The organism is Variovorax nivicola (genome assembly GCF_051216475.1).
GTDB lineage: Bacteria > Pseudomonadota > Gammaproteobacteria > Burkholderiales > Burkholderiaceae_C > Variovorax.
In genome coordinates this window covers 115,652-142,133 of the sequence record NZ_JBPJZK010000011.1, presented here as the reverse complement: position 1 = coordinate 142,133, position 26,482 = coordinate 115,652, and the positions used below count along the sequence as shown (strand labels likewise).

Genomic DNA, 26,482 nt, shown 5'->3' with positions numbered 1-26,482 from the left:
CATGAACATCAGCGAAGGCATTGCCTGGGGCGTGGAAGAAGGTGTCGGCCGCATCGTGCTGAAGCGGCCGGAGCGCGCGAATGCCCTTGGTTCCGCAAATGGTCGCGCACTTGTGCAGGCCATCGACGAAGTGCTGGAACGAAAGCCGCGCGCCATTCTGTTGACCGGCGAGGGCAGGGTGTTCTGCGCCGGCGGCGCGATCGATGAATTCGTGGCGGCTGGCGAGGCGCTGCCCGAGTTGGTGAACGAGATGCTGAACAGCCTGCATCCGGCATTGCTGCGCCTGTCGAACAACCCGGCACCGCTGGTCGTGGCGGTGAACGGAGCGGTAGGCGGCGCGGGCGTGGGGCTCGCGCTGTGCGGCGACTTCGTGCTTGCCGCTGAATCGATGAAGCTGCGCACGGGCTACGCGGCCATCGGGCTGTCGCCGGATGCAGGTGCCTCGTACTTCCTCGCGCGCCGCGTGGGGCCGGTGCGTGCGCAGCAACTGCTGGTGCTGAGCGATGCCATCGACAGCCAGCGCTGCTTGGCGTGGGGTGCTGTCGATGCGCTCCATCCAGATGCTGAACTCGCGGCCGCTGCCGAAGCACTCGTCACGCGGCTCGCCCATGGCGCGAGCGGATCGTTCGCGGCAATCAAGCGGCTGTGCGCCGGCGCACCGGGCAGGCCTTTCGAGGAACACCTGGCGCTGGAGCAGAAGCTGCTGCGCGAACGCGCCGGCAGTGCCGACGCGCGCGAGGGCGTGGCGGCGTTCGTCGACAAGCGCGCGCCGCGCTTCACCGGTCGCTGAGGCGCAGCGCCTGCATCGCGTTCGCCGCGCCAGGCGGGCGGGATGCGTGCAAGAATCTCCGCGGCGCTTTCGCCTTGCGCTCAGCCCACGGAGTTTCCTCTTGAGTCTTGTCTCCACGACCTCGCTCCGGTATTTCGCCGAAGTCGTTCGCACTGGTTCGATCAGGGCGGCTTCCGAGAACCTGTACGTCGCGGCATCCGCCATCAGCAGGCAGCTCGCCATGCTCGAGGATTCGCTGGGCGCACCGTTGCTGGAGCGGCGCCAGGGCCGCGGGAAGGTCAAGCTCACGGCGGCCGGCGAGATCTTGATGCGCTATCACAAGAACGTCGTCAAGGAGTCCGGGCGGCTGCATTCCGAGATCGAGGCGCTGCAGGGCCTCAAGCGGGGCCACGTCAATTTCGGCATGCCCGAATCGTTGACGCGCGACTTCATGCCGCAGTTCTTCTCCGGCTTTGCCAAGCGCTATCCGGGCATCTCGTTCAGCGTGAAGGTCAGCGGCAGCCCGACGCTGGCGGAGATGCTGCTGGAAGACGACCTCGACGCCTGCTTCACCTTCGGCGACATCGCGTTCCAGGACCTGTCGGTGGTCTATTCACGGCTGCTGCCGCTTTACGTGCTGGTGCCCACCGGGCATCCGCTCGAGGGCTACAAGTCGCTGAGGCTTTCCGATTGCGCCGAGTACAGCCTGTCGTCGCTCGACTCGTCGCTGTGGGCCAAGCAGCAGTACGACGAGATGCTCGCCAAGGCGAAGATCCGGCCGCGCATCGCGCTGGAGACCAACTCCTACGAGCTCATGCGCAACGTGGCGGCCGAGGGCATGTGCCTCACCTTCACGACCACGCCGCTGGACGACCCGTTCGGCCGTCCCAGGGCGGGCTCCTATGTGCCGCTGAAAGACCCGCGCGCCCGGCCGCAGCGCCTGGCACTGTGCGTGCACAAGGGCCGCAGCCTGCCGATTCCGGTGGCTGCCTTTCTCTCGGAGCTGACGGCCGCGCTGGAAGAAGCGGAGCAGCGGGCCGAACGCGGCCGGCCCGCTGCCTGAAGCCTTTTCCGGGGCCTTACCCCGCGGCCAGCTCTGCCGGCGTCTTGTACTTCTGCACCGATGCGAACCGGCGCACCAGGTAGTCGCCCGACTTGATGGGGGCATGCAGGGGCTCGCCTTCGCCCGGCGCGAACTCGGGCAGGCAGGCCACGGGCGTGTCGTAGTCGAGGTTGAAGAAGGTGGGAATCGAATAGCGCTCCCTGCCCGTGCGGTTCGCGACGCGGTGCCGGTTGGACACGTAGACGTCGTTGGTCCACACCTTCACGAGGTCGCCCAGGTTGATGACCAGCGTTCCCTCGACATAGGGCGCGGCAACCCACTCGCCACCGCGCGTGCACAGCTCCAGCCCGCCAATGGGGTCCTGCGCCAGAACGGTCAGCATGCCGTAGTCGGTGTGCGCGGCTGCGCCTAGCTCCAGGTTGGTGAACGACTCCTGCGGCGGGTAGTGAAAGAGCCGCGCCTGCACCATCGGCTTGGTGGCGTACTGCAGGAAGAAGCCTTCGTCCTTGCCGACCGCCGAGGCGAAGATCTTCAGCAGGTTGCGGCCGAGTTCGATGGTGGCGCTGAAGTAGGCCATGGCCGCGGGCTCGAGCCAGGGCTTGTCCGCGGGCCAGCGGTTGGGGCCGTGCAGCGGCAGGCCACTCGCCACGTCGGGGTCGGTCAGCGGCAGGTCCATGCCGAGTTCGTAGCTTTCCTTCAGGTCGGGCTTGTGGCCCGGATGCTGCGTGACGCCCATGGGCATGAAGCCGCGGCGGAAGCGCTCGTCGATGCGGTCCTTCAGGCGCTCTTCCATCGGCAGCGACATGTAGCGGCGGGTGGCGTCGAACACGGTGTCGATCACGGCCTGCGGCACGCCGTGGTTCCTCACGTAGAAGAAACCGGTGTTGGTGCATGCGGCCTTGAACTGCTCGACCACCGGCCCGATCGGGCCACCGGCCAGCCACGGGCCCAGGTCGAGGATCGGCATTTCCTGCGCGGAGGCCCTGCGGGGTGCCTCGAGCTGTTGTTCTTCTTGGGTCATTGCGTTGCTCCTTTGTAGTGGTTGGGTTGTTGTTGCTTCATGTGCCGCGAGACAAGTCTGTGAACGCGTCCGCCCAGAACACCACGCGCCGCGCAATCGCCTTCATCAGCCCGTGCAGCACGATGCCGATGGCCGAGAGAACGATGAGGATCGCGAACATGCCCGCAGCGTCCATGGAGAAGTTGCGCTGCAAGATGAGATAGCCCAGCCCGGCCTGGGCGCCCACGAACTCGCCCACGATCGCGCCGATCACCGCCAGCACGATGCCGATGTCCAGCCCCGCGAACACATACGGCAGCGCGTGCGGCAGCCGGACCATGCGGAACACGTGCCAGGAAGACGCCGTGAATGCACGCATCAGGTCGATCTGGTCCCTGGGCGCCGAGCGAAGCCCCACGATCGTGTTGGCGAGCACCGGAAAGAACACGATGGTCGCGGTGATCACGACCTTCGACGTGGTGTCGAAGCCGAACCACAGCACGAACAACGGCGCCACGGCCACCTTGGGCACGGTCTGGAACGCGACCACGTACGGGTAGAGCACCAGTTCGAGCAACGAGCTCTGGCCGATCAGCGCGCCGAGCAGGAAACCCGCGAACGCGCCGAGCGCGAAGCCCGCAAGAATCTCGTAGAGCGTCACCCACAGGTGCGGCCACACCTCGCCCGACGAGAAAACGTCATAGATCGAGCGGGCCACGCCCGCGGGCCCCGGGAAGATCAGGTGCGAGATGCCCAGCGCGCTCACCACGAGCTGCCATGCAGCCACCACGGCCACGAAGACGGCCACGATCAGCGCCTTGCGCCGCGCGGGAGTGAGCCACGGAGCAGTCGGCTCGAAGTCGATGTTCTCGGTGCTCATCAGTCGAGCCCTCCACTGGCGTTCAGGTTGGCCCGGATGCCGCGGACATGGCTGCCGAACCGCTCGGTGTTGATGAGATCCAGCGTGCGGGCGGCGGGCAGGTCGACGTCGATCACCTGCGTGACGCGCCCCGGCCGTGGCGACATGACGATCACGCGGTCGCCGAGGAACACGGCTTCCGGAATGCTGTGCGTCACCAGCATGATCGTGGCGCCTGTGCGTTCGCGCAGCTTCAGCAGCTCGACGTTCATGGTCTCGCGCGTCATGGCGTCGAGCGCGCCGAAGGGCTCGTCCATCAGCAGCAGCATCGGGTCGTTGACCAGCGCGCGCGCAATGCCCACGCGCTGCTGCATGCCGCCGGAGAGTTCGCCGGGGTACTTGGTCTCGAAGCCCGCCAGCCCCACCAGATGCAGATAGTGGAGGGCGCGTTCGCGCGCGACCTTGGGGTCGCGTCCCTGGATCTGCGCTGGCACCAGCACGTTGTCGAGGATGTTGCGCCACGGCAGCAGCACGGGCGCCTGGAAGACGACGCCGACATCGCGGCTCGGCCCGGTGTGGCGCTGTCCGCCGAGCTCGACCGTGCCGCGGCTCGCGCGCTCCAGGCCGGCCAGGATGCGCAGCAGTGTGCTCTTGCCGCAGCCGCTCGGGCCGACCACGGTGACGAACTCGCCACGCGCAACGCTGAAGCTCACGTCGTGGAGCGCGACCACGTCCGCGCCGTCCTTCGACCGGAAGGTCTTGTGCAGGCCTTCGAAGCGGAACGCCGGTACGGCGCCCGATGCTTCCTGCAGCGTCGGGCGCCTTGGCGGAAATTGGACGATCGCGTTCATGCCGGTGCCTGCTCTGCGCCGTGAGCCACCCATGCATCGATGGCGCGAAGCGCTGCGCTGCGTTGCGGCGGCGTGATGAAGGCGGCCTCGAAGCTGTTGCGTGCCAGGCTCACCATGTCGTCGCGCCCGAGGCCGAGCGCCTGCTGGCACGCGAGGTAGTTGTCGTTGACGTAGCCGCCGAAGTAGGAGGGGTCGTCGGAGTTGACGGTCACGCACAGGCCCGCGTCCATGAGCCTGCGCAGCGGGTGCGCGGCCATCGAGGGCACCAGCTGCAGCTTCAGGTTGGACAGCGGGCACACTGTGAGCGGAATGCGCTGCTGCGCCAGTTGCGCGACGAGCGCGAGGTCGTCGAGGCAGGCGTTGCCATGGTCCAGGCGCTGGACCTGCAGTAGCTCGACCGCTTCGCGCACATACGCGGCCGGGCCTTCCTCGCCCGCGTGCGCCACCACCTTGAAGCCGCGTTCGCGGCAACGGCGAAAGAATTCAGCGAATTTCGAGGGCGGGTTGCCCACCTCCGCACCGCCGAGGCCGAAGCCCAGCAGCCGGTCGTACCAGGGGCGCAGTTCGTCGAGCAGTGCAAGCGCCTCGTCTTCGCTGCGGTGGCGCTGCACGACGACGATCAGGCCCGAGCTGATGCCGTCTTCGCCCTGCGCGGCCTCCATGGCGCCCAGCACGCCTTCCATCACCACGGCCAGCGCCACTCCGCGGCTGGTGTGGCCTTGCACGCCCAGGAACATCTCCGCATGCAGCACGCGATCGGCATGCGCGCGGCGCAGGTAGTCGCGCGTCACGTCGTGGAAGTCCTGCGGCTGGACGAGCACGCGGCAGCCGTCGTAGTACAGGTTCAGAAAGTCCTGCAGGTCGGTGAAGCGATAGGCGGCGCGCAGCTCCTCTTCCGTCTGCCAGCGGATGGCCACGCCGTTGCGCCGGGCCAGCCGCAGGAACAACTCGGGCTCGATTGAGCCTTCGATGTGCATGTGCAGTTCGGCCTTGGGCAGGCCTGCGATGAATTGTTCGGGCGTCATGTCACAGCACCTTGCAGGCCTTGGCAGCCTCGATGACGGCGTTGCGATCGAAGCGGTTGATGGCCTCGACGAAGCCGGGCTTCAGGTAGAGCATCGACTCGGCCGGCAGCGTGCGCTTGATCAGGCCGTCCTTGAGCATCGCGTCTTGCATGCGGCCGTAAGCGGCCGGGCTCATCGCGCCGATCAGCTTGCTGCCGCTCATGGTCTGTGCGTCGGCCATCGTCTGGAGTTGCGTCTGCAGGAGCGCAAGGTCCCACTTGGCCAGCGTGGCCTCGTCAGCGCCCGTGGGCTTGGCGCCGGGAAAGTGCTTCCAGTGGATCTGGCGGGCGCACTCGGGGTCGGTCTGCGCGAACAGCGTCGCCTTGGCCGCGCCGCGCGCAATGGCCTCGACCATCGCCGGGTCGGCGTCGATGGTCTTCTGCATGGTGGCGAAGGTGAAGTCGGGCAGCGAGCGCCACGCCGGATCGAACAGGACGCGCATGTTCGCGCCCGCGTTCTGGAAGCCGGTGAGCGCGGAGCCCCAGAACATCAGCGCCTGCACGCGGCCCGCGCGCATCGCCTCCAGCGCCGGCGCGCCGGCACCGGTGGCAATGATCTGCACGTCGGTGTCGGGGTTGACGCCGTTGGCGCGCAGGTAGCCCTTGAGCAGCGGCATGCCGCCCGTGCCAAGGCTGAAGATGCCGATCTTCTTGCCCTTGAGGTCCGCCACAGTCTTCACGGGGCTGTCCTGCGGCACGCCCACGCCCCAGTCGATCACGCCAGTGCCCATGAGCCCGCGCACGGCGACGTTGTTCTCGGTGTTGGCCTGAATGAGCCCGGTGGAGTTGACCTGCGCGAAATCGACGCCGCCGGCCACCATTTGCTGGATGCCCTGCAGCGAGCCGCCGGTGGTGACGATCTTCACGTCGTAGCCCTCGTCCTTCCAGTAGCCCAGCGCGATGGGCAGCGTCAGCCATGGGTAGGTGACGTTGACCACCTGCGTGCCCAGCGCGATGGTCACGGGCTTCAGCGGCTTGTTTTGCGCTTGTGCCACGGTGGCCGACAGCAGGAGGACCAGGGCGGCGAGCCCGGCCGCGGCCCGTGCGGCAAAGCGGGCAGGGCGGGCGAAGGCGAGTTTCAGGTGGGGGGGCATGAACGATCCTGTGTTGGTCGGATCGTTGCGAGATTAGCCCTGGGAACCAATCGCTGTGGATCAATATTCCGTCAGCATTGTTCTGATTTTTCGCACATTAATCCGCCCGGTTCGCATGCTGTTCCGGTGCGGCTTGCTAGCTGCTGTTGCGCTTGAACAGCTTCGCGATGCCCCAGAGCGCCGCGCCGCCCGCCACTACAGCCAGCTTCGCGAACTTGGCCAGGAAGGCCAGGACGATCGCGAACAGGCCCAGCTTCTTCACCGCCACGCCCGCCACCAGCGCGGCCAGGCCATAGGCGGCGACCTTGTCGGTCGAGGAGTTGAAGTCAGCGTACTTCTTGCCGTCGTCGTACTGGATCGCGGCGAGCAGCTTGCTCGCGTCGGGCTTGTACTTGTCGAGGTCCTTCGCGTTGGTGATGAGGTTCAGGCTCAGGTAGCCCTCGCGGCCCAGCGCGTAGGTGTTGTAGTTGACGCCCTGGTTGCCGTCGGTGCTGCCCTTGCGCTGGGACAGGGCCGACCACACCAGGCGGTGCGACGCGGCCTCGTACTGCGGCTTCTGCGCCCAGCCCGTCACCTCGATGGAGGGGATGCCTCGCTTGGCGCGCTCCTCGTTGGCGGCCTCGGTGCCTTCTTTCAGGCTCTTGAGCAGGTCGTCGGCGTTCCAGTCCTTCGCGTCGTCGTCCTTGATGTAGCCCTCCTTGACGAACTTCACGACGGCCATCCAGTCGGCGTCGTCGGCGGGGAAGACTACGCCGACGAAGGTGTCGTCGGTGCGATTGCCCATGCTGCGCATCAACTGCGCGGCCGCGGGTGTCGGCACCCACACGTAGCCGGGGGGCAACTGCAGGTGGGCCTGGTCGCGCAGCACGATGTCGGCGGGGCCGACTTTCTGCACGGCCTTGGCGGCCTTGAATGCGGCGTCCTGTTCGGCTTCCAGTGAACTGGCGGTCGAAGCGGGGGCAGTGGTGGACGGGGTGGTTGGCGATGCGGCGTGAGCGGTGTTGTGCGCCACGAAAGCGGCGCACGCGAGCAGCACGCCGGCCGTCAGGCGGGCGGTTTGAATACGCAAGTTCTCTCTCCTCGGTTGTTGTCTGTTTGGCGAGCCGGGAGAGTTTAAGAGTTCAGGTATCGCTCCATTCATGCGTCTGCTCGAGATGCCGACGCTGGGTGTTCGCGCATCACGTGCTCAACCATCGCCCTTGCGGCCAGGCACCGGATTGGACGGCCCGCCGCGCCTGCTCGACCAACAGATCCACAGCGCAGCGCACATGGCGTCCCGAGGGCCGGTTTGCCGGCAGCGCCAGCACGATGGTGCGTGCCACGGGTGGATCGGCAAGCGGGGCACCCGACAGCTTTCCGGTCTGCAGGTCTTCCGCCACGGCAATGGGAGGCAGGATGGTCAGCCCGTGTCCACCCAGCACCAGGCTGCGCTGGACGCTCAGCGCGTTGGTCTCCGCGGAGATGTCCAGCGTGACGTTGCTCACCGCGCAGGCATGCTCCACCAATGCACGAATGCCATGCGGTGCGCTCGGCAGCACGAGCTTGCCGCCGGCAAGGCTCGCCAATGAAACCGGTGTGTCGCTTCGCAGCCCCGCCTTCTTCGAGCCGATGACCCACAGCGGCTCTTCGATCAACGGCGTGGTTTGCACCTCGGGCGAGCGTTCGGCGCCGTACAGCAGCGCCGCATCGACTTCCCCGGAAACCAGCCAACGCATCAGCGTGCCGGCATAGCCCATCGCAATGCGGATGCGTATGCCCGGATAAGCGCTGGCCAGCGCGGTGACCAGCGGGCTCGAGAGGGTGTCGATCGTGCTGGGCAGCAGGCCGAGCGTTACCAGCCCCGAGACTCCCGCGCCGGTGCCGGCGATCTCGATGCGCGCCCTGTCGAGTTCGAGCATGGCGCGCCGCGCATAGCCCGCCAGCGCGTGGCCGGCATCGGTCAGGACCATGCCATGCCGCTCGCGTTCGAACAGCGGCGCACCGACGTCCTCTTCGAGCAGGCGCAACTGGCGAGACACGGCGGGCTGCACCAGGTGCAGCACCTCGGCTGCGCGCGTCACGTTTCCGGTGTCGGCGACGGTCAGGAAGGCGCGGAGATGTTTCAGGTCCATGGAGCGATGCCGGATCGTGATGGAGGAATGCCGAGATTCTATTTCTCAGAGCCAGTCATCAAATTTTATGATTCCTCGGCCGATCCACTCCACGCCGTCTACAGAGCATGAATCACACCCCCACACCGGCGCCTGCCTGGCAGGAGACCGTCTTCAAGGTCCTCAAGGCCGGCGGCGTCGACCAGATCGCCTACGTGCCTGACGCCGGCCATTCGCACGTCATCCGCAGCGCCATCGCCGACCCGGAAATCGAAGACATCGTCCTCACGACCGAAGAGGAGGGCGTTGCCATCGCCGCCGGCGCCTGGCTCGGCGGCAAGCGCTCTGTGCTGCTGATGCAAAGCAGTGGCGTCGGCAACTGCGTGAACATGTTCTCCCTGTTGCAGGCGGCGGACTTTCCGTTCTTCACGCTGGTCACGATGCGCGGCGAATACGCCGAATTCAATCCGTGGCAAGGCCCGATGGGCAAGGCCACGCAGGGGGCGCTCGAGCTGATGGGCATCCACGTGCTGCGCGTGTCGCACCCCGATGAAGTCGAAGAGATCGTGAGCGCAGGCTACGACGCCGCATTCGAGGCCGGCGAGAAAGTCGCCGTGCTGTTGGGACAGAGCCTGATCGGACGCAAGAAGTGGGAGCGCAAGTGATGAACCAGACCGCAATGAAGCCCCGCGCAGATCGCCGAGCCTTCGTGTCCAGGCTGTTGTCTTCGGTGCCGGAGGCATTGGTTGTCACGGGATTGGGCTCCGCCTCCTACGACGTGTTCGCCGCTGGCGACCGTGACCTGAACTACTACCTCTGGGGTGCGATGGGCGGTGCCGCGGCGCTCGGTTTTGGTCTTGCATTGGCCCAGCCCTCGCGTTCGGTCGTGGTGATCACCGGTGACGGCGAACAGCTCATGGGCATTGGCAGCCTGGCCACCATCGCGGCCAAGCAGCCGCGGAACCTGAGCATCGTCGTGCTGGACAACGGGCACTTCGGAGAGACCGGCATGCAGCGCAGCCACTCGAGCCTGGGGACGGACCTGGTTGCCGTTGCCAAAGGCTTCGGCATTGCCGATGCCTTCACGACAGACAGCCTGGAAGGCTCGGACCAGGTTGCACGCCGCATCCTGGCGCGCGACGGCGTGTCGTTTGCGCAGGTGTTCATCGAGGCCAACGAGTCACCCCGGGCGCTGCCGCCGCGCGACGGCCCATTCATCAAGAACCGGTTTCGCGCTGCGCTCGGCCTGAGGCCGTTCTGATGCAGCGCTACCAACTCCGCATCGGCGGGAAGTCGGTTCCGCCACAAGGCGAAGCTTGGTTCGAGAGCCAGAACCCGTACACCGGCGAGAGCTGGGCCGAGATACCGCGCGGCGATGCGCGCGATGTGGATGCTGCCGTGCAGGCAGCCCATGCGGCATTGACCAGCGGTCCCTGGGCCGAGCTCACGGCCACGCAGCGCGGTGCGCTGCTGCGCCGTCTCGGCGACCTGATCGCTCGCGACGCCGACAGACTGGCTGCCACCGAGGTGCGCGACAACGGCAAGCTGCTCGCGGAGATGCAGGGGCAGCTCAACTACATACCGCAGTGGTTTCACTACTACGCCGGGCTGGCCGACAAGGTGCAGGGCAGCACGCTGCCGCTCGACAAGAAGGGCTACTTCGCCTTCACCCGCCATGAGCCGATGGGAGTCGTGGCCGCCATCACTCCCTGGAATTCGCCGCTGATGCTGCTGAGCTGGAAGGTTGCGCCCGCGCTGGCGGCCGGCTGCACCGTGGTCGTCAAGCCCTCGGAATTCACCTCTGCCTCAACGCTCGAGTTTGCGGAGCTGTTCGACGAAGCGGGTTTTCCGCCGGGCGTGTTTAACGTCGTGACAGGCTTCGGCCCGGAGGTCGGCACCCCGTTGGTCGAGCATCCGCTGGTCAGCAAGATCAGCTTCACCGGATCGGACACCACAGGCCGCCTCATCAACGAGAAGGCCGGCCGGCACCTCAAGCACACGGCGATGGAGCTGGGCGGAAAATCGCCCAACATCGTCTTCGACGACGCCGACATCGAGCAGGCTGTGTTCGGCGCGATCTCGGGCATCTTTGCGGCCACGGGGCAGACCTGCATCGCAGGTTCCCGGTTGCTGGTGCAGGACAACATTCATGACGCATTCGTCGAGCGCCTGCTGGCGGTGGCGCGCACCGCGCGCATGGGCGACCCGATGGACCCCGACACCCAGGTCGGCCCGGTGACCACGCCGCCCCAGTACCAGAAGGTGCTGGAATACATCGACATCGCGCGCAGCGAGGGTGCCACGGCGGTCCTCGGTGGCGAGAAAGGCACGGCACCCGAATGCGGCAAGGGCTGGTTCGTGCAGCCCACCATCTTCACCGGCGTGCGCAACGACATGCGCATCGCGCAAGAAGAGGTGTTCGGCCCGGTGCTGTCGGTGATCCGGTTCAAGGACGAGGGCGATGCACTGCGCATCGCCAACGGGGTGCGCTTCGGCCTGGCCGCCGCCGTCTGGACCAGCAACATCGGCCGCGCCATCCGCATGTCCGAGAAATTGCAGGCCGGCACTGTCTGGGTCAACACCTACAGAGCCGTGAGCTTCATGGCGCCGTTCGGCGGCTACAAGGACTCGGGGCTGGGACGCGAGAACGGCATCGATGCCATCCGCGAATACCTGCAGACCAAATGCGTCTGGATCAACAGCGGCGCCGTGGCCGCCAACCCTTTCGTGATGCGCTGACCCGGCCGGTTTACATTGCGGGCCTGAGCCGATCCCATCGCGAGTGGTCGCGCGGCAGGCTATCGAGCAAGGAAACCGGATGCGACTGGACGAGCAGGTACAGGGGTGGCTCACGCGAACGCCCGGGCTGGTCGAGACACTCTTCGACAGGCTGCCGGACGTGCTGTTCTACGTCAAAGACGAGCAGGGCTGCTACCTCTGGGCGAACCAGACCTTGATTGACCGCGCCGGCCTGCAGGGCGGCGAGAGCGTCGTGGGAAAGACTGCCGACCAGCTGTTCCCGGTGACCGGATTGAGCACGGTGGCGCAAGACCTCGAAGTCATTGGCAGCGGCCGCCCGATTCGCGAGCTGCTGCGCCTGTACCAGACCTACCGCGGCGACCGGTACTGGTGCCTCAGCTCCAAGTTTCCCCTGCTGGATGCCGACAACCGCATCGTCGGATTGGCCGGGTTGTCACGCGACTTGCCTCGCCCCAACGAGCGCCACCACAGTTATCGCCGGCTGAAGAGGTTTCTGGACTTCATCGACGAGGGCCTCGATCGATCGGTCCTGATCGCCGAGGCGGCGGACCATGCGTCGGTGTCGATGGACACGCTCGGGCGCCTGGTGCTCGAGGTTTTCCACGTGACGCCCAAGCAGCTGCTGATGAAGAAGCGCATCGACAAGGCATGCCAGCTGCTGGAGGAAACGCCAGCGTCCATCACGGAAGTGGCTGCGGCATGCGGGTACGCGGATCACAGCGCCTTTTCGCGCCAGTTCAAGGTGGCGACGAACATGACGCCGGCGCAGTACCGCGCTTCGCGTCTCGACTATGCAGAAAACCGCAACCAGGTGCGTCGTGCGTTCTAGCTGCGCCTGACCTTCGCGCGCAGAATTTCCGGCATGAACTGTCTGATCGTTTATGCCCACCCCGAGCCTGCATCCTTCAACGGAGCGCTGAAAGACGTCGCCATCCGCGAGCTGGAGCGAATGGGCCATACGGTCGTCGTCAGCGACCTCTACCGTATGGGCTGGAGTCCGGCACTGGGCCCCGCCGACTTCGATGGCGAACGTGCGAACGCCGACTACCTGGATCTCTCCCGGGAACAGGAGCATGCATTTGCCACCGGCGGGCAGAGCCCGGACGTGATGGTGGAGCAGGCCAAGGTCATGGCCGCCGACTTCGTGCTGCTGCAATTTCCGGTCTGGTGGTTTTCAATGCCCGCCATCCTCAAGGGGTGGGTCGACCGCGTTCTCAGCCGGGGCTTCGCCTATTCGGCAGGGCGCAAATACGAAACCGGGCATTTCAAGGGCAAGCGCGCGATGCTCAGCATCACGACAGGCACGGCCTCCACGCTCTACGAGCCCAACGGCATCGATGGCGATCTTCATCATGTGCTCTGGCCCATTCACAACGGGATCCTGGGCTACACCGGATTCACCGTGCTGCCGCCCTTTGCCGCGTGGATGCCTGCGCGCGTGCCGCAGCAGGAGCGGCAGTCTTACCTCGATGCGTATGCGGAGCGCTTGCGCAACCTCGACCAGGTCGAGCCGCTTTTTTTTCACCCCTGGAGTGACTACGACCATTCGCAGCGGCTCAAGCCGGGTGTTGCCGCACGCTCGGGTGTGCAGTGGAACCCGCTTGCCGGGCAGACCTTCGAGGAGTCGGCGTCGGAGTTTGTGCAACGGCGAACTGCTCGTTGATCGATCATGCCGTCAGCAAATTCAGCCCGGGTCGTCATCGTTGGCGGCGCCATCATCGGCAGCTTCTGTGCCTGGTCGCTGCGCAAGGCCGGCTTCACGGGACCGATCACCGTCGTGGAGAAGGATGCGTCGTACCAGTTCTCTTCGACGGCCCTTTCTGCCGCCTCGATACGAACCCAGTTCGGAACGGCCACGAACATCCAGATGAGCCTCTTCGGGGCTCACATGTTCCGCAACATCAAGGCCGTGTTCGGAGATGAGGCAGACATCGGGTATCGGGAAAAGGGCTACCTGATTCTCGGAGGCCACGACCAGGTTGCCGAGCGCATAGAGGCCGTCAGGATGCAGCGCAGCCACGGTGCGGACATCCGGGTGCTCGACCCCGATGAACTCGGCGCGCGCTTTCCGGGTGTCAACTTCGACGACGTCGGCATTGGAACGCTGGGCGTCCAGCACGAAGGCTGGTTCGATGCCTGGAGCCTGCTCTCCGAGGTGCGCCGCGCGGCGCGGCGGCTCGGTGTCGACTATGTGGAAGTCGCGGCCAACGCGTTCAAGACAAATGGCGCGCGAGTCACTGGGGTCGAGCTGTCGAACGGAGACTCGATTGCGTGCGATTTCTGCGTTCTGGCCGCAGGGGCATTGTCGGGGCGCCTGGCCGCGTCGTTGGGCATCGAACTGCCGGTCGTGCCGAAGAAGCGCACGGTCTTCTCCTTCAAGACGCCTTTCAGGTCGAACGATTTTCCGATGCTGTTCGACTCGAGCGGCATCTGGGTGCGGCCTGAAGGGGAGGGCTACATCGGAGGCATACAGCCACCGGCCGAGATCGACGTGGATGCAGATGGCGACTTCGAGCCTCACCACGAGTTGATGGATGAACTGTTCTGGCCTTTGCTCGCCAGGCGCATCCCGGCCATGGAAGAACTGCGCTTGAACCGGGCGTGGGCTGGGCACTATGAAGTCAACATGCTGGACCACAACGGCGTGGTCGGCGCTCATGACGAGCTGGGCAACCTCATCTTCGCGACGGGGTTTTCCGGCCACGGTGTCATGCATGCGCCAGCGGTCGGTCGAGGTGTGGCTGAACTGATCACGGCCGGGGAATTCCGGTCGATCGACATGACCCCGTTGGGTTGGGCGCGCATTCGCACCTCGACGCCATTGTTTGAATCCATCGTTTATTGAGAGGAAATCGAAATGAGGCTTGCAGGCAAAGTTGCGGTTGTGACAGGGGCTGCGCGAGGCATCGGGCGCGCGACGGCCGAGCGTCTTCTGGCCGAGGGCGCGAAAGTGGTTGTCTCCGACATCGATGTAGAGACGCTGACCAGGACAGCCGATGAGATCGGCACGGCAGCCAACGTCTTCGCGGTGCGCGCGGACGTTTCGAAAAAGAGCGAGGTGGTCAGCCTTGTCGAGGCGGCGGTTCGGCATTTCGGTGCCATCGACATCATGGTGAACAACGCCGGCATCGCACCGGTGGTGGAGTTCCTGGACGTCACCGAAGAGATGCTCAGCCGCGTGCTGGACGTCAATCTCAAAGGGGCCTTCTACGGCACGCAGGCTGCAGGCCGCGAGATGATCAGCCGCGGCAAGGGCGGCGTGATCATCAACATGTCTTCCATCAATTCCGGACTCGCGAACCCCAACGTCGCGCCGTACGCGATTTCAAAGGGCGGCATGAACCAGGTGACGTCCACCGCGGCGGTGGCGTTTGCGCCGCACGGCATTCGGGTCGTCGGTGTCGGGCCCGGGACCATCATGACCGACATGGTTGCCGGGGCGTTTGTCCAGAGCGCGGGCAACCATGCAATCCTCTCGCGGACCCCGCTGGGCCGCTACGGACAGCCGTCTGAAATTGCGTCGGTCGTCGCGTTTCTTGCGAGCGAAGATGCGTCGTACATCACCGGGGAAACCATGTACGTGGACGGTGGACGGCGCGTTCTGAACTATGTTGTTCCAGTGAAGGGCTGATCGATGTCACACCCGTTCAACAAGCTCCACCACATCTGCATCGTGGTGCACGACATCGACAAGGCGCAGGCCTATTACGAATCCATCGGCGTAGGCCCCTGGACCGAATACCCGCCTCTGGCCGAGTACGAGGAACTGAGCGTTCCCAGCAAGGCCGGCTTTCTCGCTCTCAAGTACAGGATGTGCAACTTGCCGAACGTGCAGATCCAGCTGTGCGAGCCCAACGATGAACCGTCGCCTCAGCGTCTTCATCTGGGCAGCAAGGGAGAAGGCGTTTTCCACATCGGGTTCGAGGTTCCGGATGCCGATGCAGCAGAGGCGCAAGCCGGCACGTTGGGATTGCCTGTGCTGATGCGAGGGCGTCGCACGAACCGGACGGGCTTTACCTACTACGACTCAGTCGAGGGCGCAGGCGTGACGCTGCTCACTCGTGCAACGAATCTTCCTGGCAAGTAGAAACAAAGCGAGGAGCCGAGCATGCGGATCGATCTGAATTCCGACCTGGGTGAGGGCTACGGCCCATGGGTCATGGGAAACGACGCGCTGATTCTCGATTGCGTCACCAGCGCGAACATCGCCTGCGGCGGCCATGCCGGCGATGCGGAAACGATGTACAGGACCTTGCGGCTGGCCACCGACCGCGGGGTGAAGGTCGGCGCCCATCCCGGATATGCCGACCGCGAGGGGTTCGGGCGACGCGTGATTCCGATGCAACCCGTCGAGATCGGCCGGATGGTTGCGGCGCAGGTCGGCTCCCTTGCGGCGATGGCTCGCCTTGCGGGCACCCGTGTGAGCTATGTGAAGCCGCATGGCGCACTCGGCAATCTCGCCGCGGCCGACATGGCCGTTGCCAAAGCCATCGTCTCGGTGGTCAAGACGATCGACCCCGCTCTTGCGATCCTTGCCATATCGGGTACGAGCCTGGAACACGCCGCCCGTGAGCAGGAGCTCAGAGTCTTCTCGGAGATATTCGCCGATCGCGCGTACCTGCCCAGCGGCCACCTGGTGCCGCGTAGCCGGGAGGGGGCGGTACTGCACGATGCAAAGGAAGCTGCGGATCGTTTGATCGGCTTCCTGAAGACCGGAAAGATGCCCGTCCTGGGCTCCGACCCGATCCCGTTGAAGGCCGAATCAATCTGCGTCCACGGTGACAGCCCGGAGTCCGTCGAGATGGCCCGACACGTCCGGATGCGATTGGAGGCCGAAGGGGTCACTCTGGTCTCGTTTCTCGACTAGCGACCGGTGCGGGGAAGTTCGATGCTGGAGCAAGGATGGCCAAGGTATGTTCCCGTCGCGGACCACTCGCTACTGGTTTCCTTTGGCGATGCGATCACCGACCAGGCAAGTGCGGCAGTGCTCGCGCTCGACCGGGCATTGGCTCATTCGCCGCCCGAGGGAATGCTTGAATGCATTCCGGCGTTTGTCAGCCTGCTGATCGACTTCGATCCTCTGGTCACGGATCACACCCGAATTCGGGAGGCTGCTGAAAACCTGCAGCAAGATCTTTCGGCCGGCCAGGTTGGAGGGGAACTGCGCGAAGTCGAGATTTGCTATGAAGAAGACTTCGCGCCCGACCTTGCAGCGGTGGCCCAAGCCGCGGGCCTTTGCATCGATGAAGTGATCAACCGTCACTTGCAGGGTGACTATCAAGTGCGCATGTATGGATTCGCGCCAGGGTACGCGTACATGTCTGGCGTGCCGCGCGACATACAGGTGCCACGCAAGCCTTCGGCGCTTCGGGACATCGCAGCCGGAAGCGTGCTCATCGCAGGGCCGCAGTGCCTTGTCACGACACTCAAGATGCCCACCGGGTGGTCGATCATCGGGCGGTCTCCCACCCGGATACTGACCCGCGATGAAAGCGCTCCCTTTCTTTTCGGCGGGGGGGACAAGGTCAGGTTCAAGCGCATCAGCCTGGCGCAGTACGAAGCACGACGAGAGATTGCCAATCATGGCTGAAGCCAGGCTGCTGGTAAGGGCCTGCGGCCCGCTGGTCTCGTACCAGGACGGCGGGCGACCGGGCATGCTGAGGTTTGGTGTGCCCGCTTCTGGCCCCATGGATCGGCTTGCACATGCTGCAGCCAATGTCGCGCTGGGATGCCCCGCGGAATCCACCGCCATAGAGATCTCCATGGGCGGGCTGGAAGTGGTGTGCGAATCGGGCGAAGTAACGTGCTGCGTTTCTGGCGGCGACTTTCAGGTCTGCCATTCAGGTTCCTCGAGCAAGTCCTGGTGCGTGCGAACCATCCGTGCAGGAGACGTGCTGTCGGTTCGACCCGGCAGTTGGGGTAGTTGGGCCTACCTGGCGTTCTGTGGCGAACTGGTGTGCGACCAGTGGGCGGGGCACACCGCAACGCATTCGACGTCTGGTCTTGGTGGCGGGAGCCTCGGCCCTGGTGCCGCGATCTTGCTGCGCAACACCAGCGTTGCGGAAGAGCGGGAGGGTGATCTCCCGGTTCCTGCTTTTGCCTATTCGCGCAAGCCTGTGCGGGTCGTGCCGGGGCCGCAGGCCGGCAGGTTCGAGCCCGAGGCCATGGCGGCGCTTCTCAAGGAGAGCTTCTCGGTCACGTCGGCCTACGACCGGATGGGCATGCGCCTTTCTGGTCCGAAGCTGGCACTGAAGGGTGCCTTGTCCATCCCGTCCGAGCCGATCGTGCGAGGCTCGATACAGGTCGGGGGCGATGGCGTGGCTTCGATACTGCTGGCTGACCACCAGACCACCGGCGGATACCCAAAGATCGCCACGGTGTTGTCCTCGGATCTCGATGGCTTGTCCCAGCTTCGACCGCGCGACAGCCTGAGTTTTCAAGCCGTGGACGCATTGGAGGCGATCCGGTTGGTGCGATCAGATGCGCCGCTGAGAAGTCGGTTCCTGAAAGAGATTGCAAGACCATTGGGCAGTCTGCAAAGCCGGTTGATGAGAGAGAACCTGATCAGCGGATTTGTCCGGGCGTAGCGCGAGGCCATACAAGACGTATATGATGCATATACGTTTCATATAGGGGTCGCCGATGGGCATCGTAAAAATTTCGGACTTGATGCACGAGAACCTGCGAGTGGCGGGAAACGCCTTCAGCAGGTCTATCAATGCGCAGGCAGAGCACTGGATGCGAGTCGGCATGCTGACCGAGATGCACCCGGAGCTGGACTACCGGGAAGTCTGCCAACTGTTGATACAGGCTGAGCTCGCGGGGGGGCTGGACATCGCCGCAGCCGTCACAACTCAACTTGGCAAGCCCCGCGCGTCCTCGAGCGGAAAACACTGATGGCTCACGGCGTTCCCATCAAGTCCGCCGAGGAGCTTGAAATGTCGCGGCGGGCCGGCAGGCTTGCCGCAGAGGTGCTCGGCATGATCGAGCCCTACGTCGTGCCGGGGGTGAGCACGGAGACGCTCGACCGGATCTGCCACGACCACATCGTGAATGTCCAGCGCGCCATTCCAGCGAACGTGGGGTATCAGGGGTATCCGAAGACCGTTCTCACTTCCGTCAATCAGGTGGTTTGTCACGGCATCCCCTCGCCCGACAAGATTCTGAAGAAGGGCGACATCATCAACATCGATGTCGCCGTCATCAAGGACGGCTGGTTCGGCGACACCAGTCGCATGTACTTCGTCGGAGCCCCCAGTGTGTTGGCCCGGCGCCTGGTGGAGACGACGTACGAAGCAATGCTGGCCGGAATCCGGCAGGTCAAGCCCGGAGCGACTCTGGGCGATGTTGGCCATGCCATCCAGTCGGTTGCTCACCGGGAGCAATTCAGCGTGGTGCGCGAATACTGCGGGCACGGCATTGGCCAGATCTACCACGATGAGCCGCAGGTGCTGCACTATGGGCAGCGCGGGGGAGGGCTCAGGCTGGAGCCGGGCATGGTTTTCACCATCGAACCGATGCTCAATGCAGGCAAACGCGAAACCAGGCAATTGCCCGACGGATGGACAGTCGTGACAAAGGACCGGTCTCTGTCCGCCCAGTGGGAACACATGGTGGCTGTAACGCCCGAGGGATATGAGGTGCTTACGCCTTGGCCGGGTGGCACGGGCGCCTACGCGCCGGTTTGATACTAAGCCTGCCGCGCAGATCTTGAAGACCCGGTTCTCGCAGCGCGAGGGCAAGACATGTTGCCCGGGGCGCGAAAAGAACACGGAGATCATGGGGCGTCTCTCTCGGCGCACGCCTCACGAGATGCTCATCTCCAGCGGCGTCGTCTGAAACGCCAGCTGCCGCCAGCGATCACCCTCCCGGGCCCAGACCTGCATCACGCGCGAGTCGATGCGTACGGTGCCGCTGCCGTCCTTGCGCACGGCCACGAGCAGTTGCCGGCCCGTCATGAGGGCCATGTCGCCCAGTACCTGGACCTTCAGCTCCGAGCGGTCGATCTGCCTGTAGTCGACATGCGTGCCGCCCGAGCGGAAGTAGCTCTCGTAGTTGTCGGTCTGGCCTTTGGCGTGGACGTGAACAAGGTCTGGATGAAGAATCTCGCGCAGGCGCGTGAAGTCTGCGCGCTTCATGGCGTTGCATCGCTGTGCTTCGAGATCGAGCAACAGACGTTCAGTGTCGGAAGACGAGGGAGAGGTGGCTTCGTTCATGTTGCGCTCTGGGCGGTGGGGGTTTTCGGATTCGGTCGAGCCGGAAGTTGGATGCCGATGTCCTGGGAAGCCCGCTGCATCAGAACCGCGGCGTCTTCGAAGCTGCGTGCCACGCCATAGACCACGTGATCCGGCCTCACGAGCGCGGCCTCGCATCCATGGCGTTCGAACCATGCAGCCAGAATGCCGTCGGCTTCGGCCAGCTTCACCACGCCGGGTGCCGTCATCGCGGCATCGATGCACAGCAGCTGCGCGCCGAGGCTCGCCGCCGACGTCTCCAAGGCCCGAAGCGCCACCGGGTCGGGCGCATGGCGCAGCACCAGCAGAAAGCCGGGCTGCAGCAGGTCGTCCATCATCTGCGGCGCAACGCCGGGTTCGATGCATCCCATCGCTTGGGGAAAGGGCGTACCCGCGGGCAACTCGTCGCGTTCGATCAGTCCGTGGTGCACGCCGGGCAGCAGGCTCTGGCGCAGTTGCATCCGCACCTGTCCGCCTTGCTGCTCGCGCAGGCGAAGGTCGCGTTCGGCGGCGCGCACCGGGTCGCGCTCGCAGATGATCTGGCCCAGCCGCTTGACGGTCGCCGTCACGTCCTCTACCTGAGGTCCACGCTCGTCGCCATAGCTGTCCAGCAGGCTTTCGGGGGCGCGCTCCTCGAGCACCCGTTGAAGCTTCCAGGCGAGATTGACGGCATCGCGCAAGCCCTGGCACATGCCCTGGGCCAGGAAGGGCGGCATCTGGTGCGCGCTGTCGCCCGCCAGCAGCACGCGGCCTTTGCGCCATTGCTCGAGCACCACCGCATGGAAGCGGTAGGCCGCCGCGCGCCAGATGCGCGCGTCCGCGGGCGTGAGCCAGGGGGCGAGCAGCTTCCAGATGGCCTCGTGCGGCATCTCGCCTTGCTCGGCCTCGTCGGCAAGCAGCAGGAACTCCCAGCGCCGGTGGGTGCCCGGACCCACGACGTAGGTGCAAGGCCGTGACGGGTGGCAGTACTGGACATTGGTGGCGGGCAGCCGGTCGAGCTTGTCTTCGTCGACATGCATGTCGACCACGATCCAGGGCTCGTCGAAGTCGAGGCTCTTGAGCGTCAGTCCCATCTGCTTGCGCGTGGGGCTGGTGCCGCCGTCGCAGCCGACGACGTAGCGTGCGTGCAGTTGGGCCTGCGTGCCATCGGGCCTGCGAACGCCAAGCTGCGCGTGGGTCTGCGACTGGCTCAGCTGCAGCACCTCGTGCCCGAGATGGATCGACACGCCGGGGAGTTTGCCGACGGCCTGGCGCAGCGAGGCCTCCAGCGCCGGCTGGTTGAAGGTGTACGACGGCGCCCACGCGAGCGGGTAGGGCGACGGCCCCATGTCGAAGTGCTGGATGGGTTCGCCGTCGCTTCCCTGGTAGATCGTCGGGCGGTAGGGCGTCATGTGCGGCGCCAGCGTGCCGGCGATGCCGATCTCCTGGAACACGCGCAGCGCTTCGTGGTCGAGCGCGAAGGCGCGCGGCAGCGGGTAGATCTGTTCCGACTTGTCGAACACCGCGACGCGCAAGCCGCGTCGGCCGAGCAGCGCCGCGAGCGTTGCGCCAACGGGGCCGAAGCCGATGATCGCCACGTCGACGGGTTCCGGGTTCTGCTGGAGCATGGTCTTTGTTGAATGCATGAATTTAGAATTGTGCATAAAACATGATTTCGTGCGCAAAGGGTTATCACTGATGACGTCACGCCGCGTGGTCGAAAAGAATGCACAAAACGAGATTTGTGCATATAGACATCAATCAGCCAGGAGACACCATGACGACGATGAAAGCTGCCCGACTGCACCAGGTCGGCGCCCCGATGGAGGTCGAGCAACTTCCGATTCCCCAGCCTGCCGCCAACGATGTGCAGGTGCGGGTGCGCGCGTGCGGCATCGTGCCCAATCTCGGCAACATCCTGGCCAACTGGACGACCTGGTTTCCGGAACTGCCGCTGCCGCCGCTGCCCGCGGTCTTCGGGCTGGACCCGGCCGGCGAGGTGACGGCGGTTGGCTCCCACGTGCACACGTGGAAACCGGGCGACCGCGTCTACGTGAACCCGAGCCTCTACTGCGGCGGCTGCCGCGCCTGCCGCAACGGCGACCTCATCAACTGCACGCACTACGCGTTCAGCGGCTACTTCGGCTTCTCGCAGAACTCGCTCAAGCTCTACAAGAACTATCCGTTCGGCGGCCTGTGCGAATACATGATCGCCCCGCAGTACGCGCTGGTGAAGCTGCCGGACAACGTGAGCTTCAACCAGGCGGCGCGCTTCGGCTATCTCGGCACCATGTACTCCGCGATGCGCAAGGCGCAGGTCGGCCCTGGCAGGAGCGTGCTGATCAACGGCATCAGCGGCACGCTGGGCATCGGTGGCGCGCTCTTCGGCCTGGCCATGGGCGCCACGCGCATCCTGGGCACCGGGCGCAACCGCGAACTGCTGGAGCGCGTCAAGGCGCTGGCACCCGATCGCATCGAGGTCTTCTCCAATGCCGACGGCGAGGCCATCGACGCCTGGGCCAAGGCCCGCACGGACGGGCTGGGCGTGGACACCTTCATCGACGCGCTGGGCCCCGGCGCGCCGCACGACACTTTCCAGCAGGGCGTGCGCGCCCTCAAGCGCGGCGGCCGGGCCTACAACATCGGCGCCATCGCAGGCCTGGTGGGCATGGACCTGCACACCATGATGGACGAGCAGCAGAGCATCGAGGGCTCGGCCTGGTTCACGGCCGGTGATGGACAAGACATGGCCGACATGGCCGAGGCCGGCACGCTCGATCTCTCGGTGTTCGAGCACGTGTGCTATCCGCTGGACCGCATCAACGAAGCGATCTCGGGCATCGCGAGCCGCAACGGCGGCTTCAGCAACTTCGTCATCAATCCCTGAAAGCGCGCCATGAAGATCAGACGGGTAGTGGCTGGCACCGGTGTCGACGGCAAGGCGAAGTTCCTTTCGGATGGCGCGGCGCCGCGCGGCGTCGAGTTCACGACCGTGCCCGGTTTTGCCGCGGCGCTGCTGTGGGCCACCGATGCTTCTGACAGCGTGGGCACCGGCGCCGTGGACGACCGCACGGGCGAGGCGGGCTTCGTGCCTGCTGCCGGCGGAACCCGGCTCATGATGGTCACGTTCCCGCCCGATGCGGTGATGATGCGCGCCGACTTCGACGGTGCCGCCTTCGGCGCAGAGTTCGGCCGGCTGGTTCCTGGCCTGGCCGAGACCTTCGAGCCCGACCATCCCGGCATGCACACCACCGACAGCATCGACTACGACATCGTGCTCGAAGGCGAGATCACGCTCGAGCTGGACGACGGCGCGCAGGTGCTGCTGCGCCAGCATGAGGTTGCCGTGCAGCACGGCAACCGGCACGCATGGCGCAATCTCGGCGAACGGCCCGCGACCATGCTGTTCGTGCTCGTGGGCACGAGGCGAGCGGGAGGACAGGGATGAAAGACCATGCATAAAATTAATTCCATGCACAAACAAGAAACCTCCCCCGCCTACGAGCCGCCGCTGGTCGAGCAGGCCTTTACCCGCTTGCGGCAAGACGTTCTGGCCGGCACGTTCGAAGCCGGCGCCAAGCTCAAGCTCGACGAGCTCCAGTCGGCCTACGGCTATTCGAGCAGCCCGCTGCGCGAGGCGCTCAGCCGGCTGGCGCAGGAAGGGCTGATCCGCGCCGACGAGCGCCGCGGCTTCCGCGTGGCGCCGATCTCCGAAGACGACCTGGCCGACATCACGCGCATGCGCGTCATGCTCGACGTGCCGGCGCTGCGGGAAGCCATTGCCCACGGCGACGACGCCTGGGAGGCGGACATCCTGGCTGCGTACCACCGCCTGGAGAAGGTCGAGTCCCGCCTGAGCGACGGGCCCGTCATTCTCGACAACGACTGGTCGCAGCTGCACCGTGCCTTTCACCTCGCGCTGGTGGCTGCATGCCCTTCCTTGCGCCAGCGTGTCTGGGGCGCGAGCCTGTTCGACCAGGCGGAGCGCTACCGGCGCTTTTCCGCCCGCCACCGGAAGACCGCGCGCCGCAAGTCGAACGAGCACAAGAAGATCATGGACGCCACCCTGCGCCGCGACGCCGACACCGCCTGCGCCTTGCTCGAAGAGCACATCCTGAGCACGCAGCGCAACGTGCTGGCCGCACTCAAGGCAGCTCAGGCAGCCCAGGCCGCGCAATCGTAGGGCCACCGGCCCCTTACAGGAGACAGCATGCTCAAGGTCGCCCGACCCACGCCTTCGCATTTCGGAATCTTCGTCACGGACCTGGACCGGATGGTGGCCTTCTATACCGAGACCTTCGACCTCACGATCACCGATCGCGGCGAAGGCCGCACCTTCAAGAACCAGCTGGTGTTCACCAGCGCCAGCCCGGACCAGCATCACCAGCTGGTGCTGGCCTCGGGCCGGCCGGCGGAGGCGAAGTTCAGTACCGTGATGCAGATCTCCTTCGTGGTACCGAGCATCCAGTATTTGCGCGATATTTCCGCGCGCGCCGAGGCCCGGGGCGCAACAAGCATCCGCGGCCTCAATCACGGCAATGCGCTCTCGGTCTACATGCTCGACCCGGAGGGCAACACGGTGGAGATCTACGTCGACACGCCGTTCTACGTGGCGCAGCCGCACGGCGATCCGCTGGACCTTTCGAAGGACGACGAGACGCTCATGCGCGAGACCGAAGAGGCATGCCGCAAGGACCCCACTTTCATGCCGCTCGCGCAGTGGCAGGCCCAGTTCGAGTCGCGTTCGCCTGTGGCAACTGCCGACTGACGCGTCTTTTCCGCACACCCATTTCAACCGGAGTTCCCATGAAGCTTTTGTCATTTGTCCATCAAGGCCGCGAAACCTGGGGCGTAGTCGTCGGCGACGGTGTGGTCGACCTCGGCAAGGCGCGGCCCCAGCATGCGGGCTTGGCTGACTACATCGCCTCGGGCGAGTACCTGCAGGCGGCGCAGCACGTCGAAGGCCTGCCGGTGGCGGCGAAGCTGGCCGACATCACCTTCCTGCCGGTGATCCCGCGCTCCGAGAAGATCGTGTGCGCCGTGCGCAACTACATGGACCATCACCAGGAGGTGCTGGCCGCCGGCATGCATCGAGAGCTGTCGGAGCAGCCGCCGATCTTCCTGCGCGTGTGGCGTTCGCAGTGCGCGCACAACCAGCCGATCGTGCGGCCGCACGTGTCGGAATCGCTGGACTGGGAAGGCGAGCTCGCCGTCATCATCGGCAAGGGCGGGCGCAACATTGCAGAGGCTGACGCCTTCAACCATGTGGCGGGCTACTCTTGCTACAACGACGGCAGCGTTCGCGAGTGGCAGTTCCATGCCAAGCAGATCGCTTCGGGCAAGAACTTCGAATCGACCGGCGGCTTCGGCCCGTGGATGGTGACGGCCGACGAGATCGCGCCCAGCCGCGAACTCAAGCTCGAGACCCGGCTCAACGGCGAAGTCGTGCAGAGCAGCCACACGGGCCACATGATCTTCAGCATTCCGAAGCTCATAAGCTACGCCTCGACGATCTTCACGCTCACGCCCGGCGACGTGATTGCCACCGGCACGCCCGCAGGCGTGGGCTGGAGCAAGAAGCCGCCGCGCTTCATGAAGCCGGGCGACGTGTGCGAGGTGGAGATCGAAGGCATCGGCGTGCTGCGCAACCCGATCGTGCAGCAGGACTGACGTCTTTCGCCCGTGCGGTGGCGGCACAGGCACCGGCCTTCATACAAGAACCATTCGGAGACAAATTCATGCGGCGCAGACGATTGCTCGTCGCCGCAGGCCTCGCCATGGCCTGCGCGGCACCCCTTGACGGCATGGCCCAGGGCTATCCGGACAAGCCGATCAAGGTCTACCAGGGCTTTGCGGCCGGCGGCAACGCCGACACCATTGCGCGCGTGGTCGGCGCGGAGATGACCAAGGGGCTGGCGCAGCCCTTCGTGGTGGAGGCGCAGGCCGGGGCAGGGGGCACTATCGCCGCGGCAACGGTGGCGCGTGCCAAGCCCGACGGGTACACGCTGCTGCTGGCCACGGGCGGCCATGCCGTGGCCGGCGCCCTCTACAACAAGCTCGGCTACCAGACGGTGTCGGACTTCCAGATGATCTCCACGATCACCTACTTTCCGTTCCTGCTGGTGGTGCGGGCCGACTCGCCATACCGGGGGCTTTCCGAAGTGCTGGCCGCGGCACGTGCAGACGCGCGCAGCGTGTCGTACGGGTCCGCGGGCATCGGCTCCACGCACCACCTTGCCGGCGAGCTGCTGGTGAAGAGCGCCAAGGCCGAGATGCTGCACATCCCCTATCGCGGGGATGCGGCCGCGGTCACGGCGCTCCTCGGCGGCGAGGTGCCGATGATCGTCGCGCCGCCCACGGCCGTCATGGCCAACATCAAGGCAGGCAAGCTGCGGGCGCTGGCAACCACCGGCGCGCAGCGATGGAGCCAGATGCCGGAGCTGCCGACCGTGGCCGAGCAGGGCGTACCCGGCTACGACGTGCGCTCCTGGGCCGGCTTCATGGCGCCGGCCGGCACGCCGCGCCCGATCGTCGATCGCCTGCAGGCGGAGACGCTCAAGGCCCTGCAGGCGCCGGGCGTGCGTGCGCGGCTGGAAGAGATGGGCGGCGAAGCGCGCGGCAGCACACCGGAAGAAATGACCACGATGGTGGCCGCCGAGCTGAAGCGGTGGACCGCCGTCGTGAACGACGCACACATTCCCAAGCAATGAGGTTCACTCC

General features: G+C 65.5%; 30 protein-coding genes. 21 read left to right on the top strand and 9 right to left on the bottom strand.

Features of this window, described 5'->3' with window-relative positions:
* Window position 1: 1 nt before the first annotated feature.
* Window positions 2-790, top strand: a complete 789-nt coding sequence (locus tag ACSFBF_RS31315) for an enoyl-CoA hydratase-related protein (protein ID WP_435473868.1) — start codon at window positions 2-4, stop codon at window positions 788-790.
* 100 nt (window positions 791-890) lie between these two features.
* Window positions 891-1,832, top strand: coding sequence for a LysR family transcriptional regulator (locus tag ACSFBF_RS31310; RefSeq protein ID WP_435473866.1), 942 nt, complete (start codon window positions 891-893; stop codon window positions 1,830-1,832).
* 16 nt (window positions 1,833-1,848) lie between these two features.
* On the opposite strand, the gene ACSFBF_RS31305 is transcribed toward ACSFBF_RS31310, so the two are convergent.
* The 7 genes from ACSFBF_RS31305 to ACSFBF_RS31275 all read right to left on the bottom strand — a co-directional run bounded on the left by ACSFBF_RS31305 (window position 1,849) and on the right by ACSFBF_RS31275 (window position 8,810).
* Window positions 1,849-2,853, bottom strand: a complete 1,005-nt coding sequence (locus ACSFBF_RS31305; RefSeq protein WP_435473864.1) for an isopenicillin N synthase family dioxygenase — start codon at window positions 2,851-2,853, stop codon at window positions 1,849-1,851.
* A 37-nt stretch (window positions 2,854-2,890) separates the two neighbouring features.
* Window positions 2,891-3,712: an ABC transporter permease gene (locus ACSFBF_RS31300; RefSeq protein ID WP_435473862.1), complete on the bottom strand. Its 822-nt coding sequence runs from the start codon at window positions 3,710-3,712 to the stop codon at window positions 2,891-2,893.
* Window positions 3,712-4,542, bottom strand: a complete 831-nt coding sequence (locus tag ACSFBF_RS31295) for an ABC transporter ATP-binding protein (protein ID WP_435473860.1) — start codon at window positions 4,540-4,542, stop codon at window positions 3,712-3,714. The genes ACSFBF_RS31300 and ACSFBF_RS31295 overlap by 1 nt, the downstream gene beginning before the upstream one ends.
* Entirely contained in the window at window positions 4,539-5,567 is a 1,029-nt protein-coding gene (locus ACSFBF_RS31290; RefSeq protein ID WP_435473858.1) for an adenosine deaminase, read from the bottom strand. The genes ACSFBF_RS31295 and ACSFBF_RS31290 overlap by 4 nt, the downstream gene beginning before the upstream one ends.
* A 1-nt stretch (window position 5,568) precedes the next feature.
* Window positions 5,569-6,699 carry an ABC transporter substrate-binding protein gene (locus ACSFBF_RS31285; RefSeq protein ID WP_435473856.1) on the bottom strand — a complete coding sequence of 377 codons (1,131 nt, stop codon included), beginning with the start codon at window positions 6,697-6,699 and terminating at the stop codon, window positions 5,569-5,571.
* A 136-nt stretch (window positions 6,700-6,835) separates the two neighbouring features.
* The gene (locus tag ACSFBF_RS31280; protein ID WP_435473854.1) at window positions 6,836-7,768 is read right to left on the bottom strand and encodes a DUF2167 domain-containing protein; all 933 of its coding nucleotides are present in this window, start codon (window positions 7,766-7,768) and stop codon (window positions 6,836-6,838) included.
* Window positions 7,769-7,877: 109 nt separating this feature from the next.
* Complete coding sequence (locus ACSFBF_RS31275) at window positions 7,878-8,810, bottom strand: LysR family transcriptional regulator (RefSeq protein ID WP_435473852.1); 933 nt, start codon at window positions 8,808-8,810, stop codon at window positions 7,878-7,880.
* A gap of 107 nt (window positions 8,811-8,917) precedes the next feature.
* Between ACSFBF_RS31275 and ACSFBF_RS31270 the strand changes: the two genes are divergently transcribed.
* The 13 genes from ACSFBF_RS31270 (at window position 8,918) to map (ending at window position 19,237) form a co-directional block, all read left to right on the top strand.
* Window positions 8,918-9,454, top strand: coding sequence for a phosphonopyruvate decarboxylase (locus tag ACSFBF_RS31270; RefSeq protein WP_435473850.1), 537 nt, complete (start codon window positions 8,918-8,920; stop codon window positions 9,452-9,454).
* Window positions 9,454-10,050, top strand: a complete 597-nt coding sequence (locus ACSFBF_RS31265) for a thiamine pyrophosphate-dependent enzyme (RefSeq protein ID WP_435473849.1) — start codon at window positions 9,454-9,456, stop codon at window positions 10,048-10,050. Before ACSFBF_RS31270 ends, ACSFBF_RS31265 begins: the two co-directional genes overlap by 1 nt.
* Window positions 10,050-11,528 carry an aldehyde dehydrogenase gene (locus ACSFBF_RS31260; RefSeq protein WP_435473847.1) on the top strand — a complete coding sequence of 493 codons (1,479 nt, stop codon included), beginning with the start codon at window positions 10,050-10,052 and terminating at the stop codon, window positions 11,526-11,528. The genes ACSFBF_RS31265 and ACSFBF_RS31260 overlap by 1 nt, the downstream gene beginning before the upstream one ends.
* 79 nt (window positions 11,529-11,607) lie before the next feature.
* Window positions 11,608-12,378, top strand: coding sequence for a helix-turn-helix domain-containing protein (locus ACSFBF_RS31255; protein ID WP_435473845.1), 771 nt, complete (start codon window positions 11,608-11,610; stop codon window positions 12,376-12,378).
* 33 nt (window positions 12,379-12,411) lie between these two features.
* Window positions 12,412-13,212, top strand: coding sequence for an NAD(P)H-dependent oxidoreductase (locus tag ACSFBF_RS31250; RefSeq protein WP_435473843.1), 801 nt, complete (start codon window positions 12,412-12,414; stop codon window positions 13,210-13,212).
* 6 nt (window positions 13,213-13,218) lie between these two features.
* Window positions 13,219-14,394, top strand: coding sequence for an NAD(P)/FAD-dependent oxidoreductase (locus tag ACSFBF_RS31245; RefSeq protein ID WP_435473841.1), 1,176 nt, complete (start codon window positions 13,219-13,221; stop codon window positions 14,392-14,394).
* A 12-nt stretch (window positions 14,395-14,406) separates the two neighbouring features.
* Window positions 14,407-15,180, top strand: a complete 774-nt coding sequence (locus tag ACSFBF_RS31240) for an SDR family NAD(P)-dependent oxidoreductase (RefSeq protein ID WP_435473839.1) — start codon at window positions 14,407-14,409, stop codon at window positions 15,178-15,180.
* A gap of 3 nt (window positions 15,181-15,183) precedes the next feature.
* Window positions 15,184-15,636, top strand: a complete 453-nt coding sequence (locus tag ACSFBF_RS31235; RefSeq protein ID WP_435473837.1) for a VOC family protein — start codon at window positions 15,184-15,186, stop codon at window positions 15,634-15,636.
* A 21-nt stretch (window positions 15,637-15,657) separates the two neighbouring features.
* Entirely contained in the window at window positions 15,658-16,416 is a 759-nt protein-coding gene (locus tag ACSFBF_RS31230; protein WP_435473835.1) for a LamB/YcsF family protein, read from the top strand.
* A 21-nt stretch (window positions 16,417-16,437) separates the two neighbouring features.
* Window positions 16,438-17,139 carry a 5-oxoprolinase subunit B family protein gene (locus ACSFBF_RS31225; RefSeq protein WP_435473833.1) on the top strand — a complete coding sequence of 234 codons (702 nt, stop codon included), beginning with the start codon at window positions 16,438-16,440 and terminating at the stop codon, window positions 17,137-17,139.
* Window positions 17,132-18,136, top strand: coding sequence for a 5-oxoprolinase subunit C family protein (locus ACSFBF_RS31220; RefSeq protein ID WP_435473831.1), 1,005 nt, complete (start codon window positions 17,132-17,134; stop codon window positions 18,134-18,136). Before ACSFBF_RS31225 ends, ACSFBF_RS31220 begins: the two co-directional genes overlap by 8 nt.
* Window positions 18,137-18,191: 55 nt before the next feature.
* Window positions 18,192-18,446, top strand: coding sequence for a ParD-like family protein (locus ACSFBF_RS31215; RefSeq protein ID WP_435473829.1), 255 nt, complete (start codon window positions 18,192-18,194; stop codon window positions 18,444-18,446).
* Window positions 18,446-19,237: a type I methionyl aminopeptidase gene (gene map, locus ACSFBF_RS31210; protein ID WP_435473827.1), complete on the top strand. Its 792-nt coding sequence runs from the start codon at window positions 18,446-18,448 to the stop codon at window positions 19,235-19,237. The genes ACSFBF_RS31215 and map overlap by 1 nt, the downstream gene beginning before the upstream one ends.
* A 117-nt stretch (window positions 19,238-19,354) precedes the next feature.
* Here the strand turns inward: map and ACSFBF_RS31205 are convergent, their stop codons facing one another.
* Both ACSFBF_RS31205 and ACSFBF_RS31200 read right to left on the bottom strand, forming a co-directional pair.
* The gene (locus ACSFBF_RS31205; RefSeq protein ID WP_435473825.1) at window positions 19,355-19,765 is read right to left on the bottom strand and encodes a nuclear transport factor 2 family protein; all 411 of its coding nucleotides are present in this window, start codon (window positions 19,763-19,765) and stop codon (window positions 19,355-19,357) included.
* On the bottom strand, window positions 19,762-21,408 hold the full coding sequence (locus ACSFBF_RS31200; RefSeq protein ID WP_435473823.1) for a bifunctional 3-(3-hydroxy-phenyl)propionate/3-hydroxycinnamic acid hydroxylase: 1,647 nt from the start codon (window positions 21,406-21,408) through the stop codon (window positions 19,762-19,764). Before ACSFBF_RS31200 ends, ACSFBF_RS31205 begins: the two co-directional genes overlap by 4 nt.
* A 131-nt stretch (window positions 21,409-21,539) precedes the next feature.
* Here ACSFBF_RS31200 and ACSFBF_RS31195 point away from each other — a divergent pair, with 131 nt between their 5' ends.
* The 6 genes from ACSFBF_RS31195 to ACSFBF_RS31170 all read left to right on the top strand — a co-directional run bounded on the left by ACSFBF_RS31195 (window position 21,540) and on the right by ACSFBF_RS31170 (window position 26,472).
* The gene (locus ACSFBF_RS31195) at window positions 21,540-22,649 is read left to right on the top strand and encodes an alcohol dehydrogenase catalytic domain-containing protein (RefSeq protein ID WP_435473821.1); all 1,110 of its coding nucleotides are present in this window, start codon (window positions 21,540-21,542) and stop codon (window positions 22,647-22,649) included.
* Between the two features lie 9 nt (window positions 22,650-22,658).
* Window positions 22,659-23,210: a cupin domain-containing protein gene (locus ACSFBF_RS31190; RefSeq protein WP_435473819.1), complete on the top strand. Its 552-nt coding sequence runs from the start codon at window positions 22,659-22,661 to the stop codon at window positions 23,208-23,210.
* A gap of 6 nt (window positions 23,211-23,216) precedes the next feature.
* Entirely contained in the window at window positions 23,217-23,945 is a 729-nt protein-coding gene (locus ACSFBF_RS31185) for an FCD domain-containing protein (RefSeq protein ID WP_435473817.1), read from the top strand.
* A gap of 27 nt (window positions 23,946-23,972) precedes the next feature.
* Window positions 23,973-24,530: a VOC family protein gene (locus ACSFBF_RS31180; protein WP_435473815.1), complete on the top strand. Its 558-nt coding sequence runs from the start codon at window positions 23,973-23,975 to the stop codon at window positions 24,528-24,530.
* A 38-nt stretch (window positions 24,531-24,568) separates the two neighbouring features.
* On the top strand, window positions 24,569-25,432 hold the full coding sequence (locus ACSFBF_RS31175; RefSeq protein WP_435473813.1) for a fumarylacetoacetate hydrolase family protein: 864 nt from the start codon (window positions 24,569-24,571) through the stop codon (window positions 25,430-25,432).
* 68 nt (window positions 25,433-25,500) lie between these two features.
* A complete protein-coding gene (locus ACSFBF_RS31170; RefSeq protein ID WP_435473812.1) occupies window positions 25,501-26,472 on the top strand; it encodes a tripartite tricarboxylate transporter substrate binding protein in 972 nt (323 codons plus the stop codon).
* The last annotated feature ends 10 nt before the right edge of the window (window positions 26,473-26,482 follow it).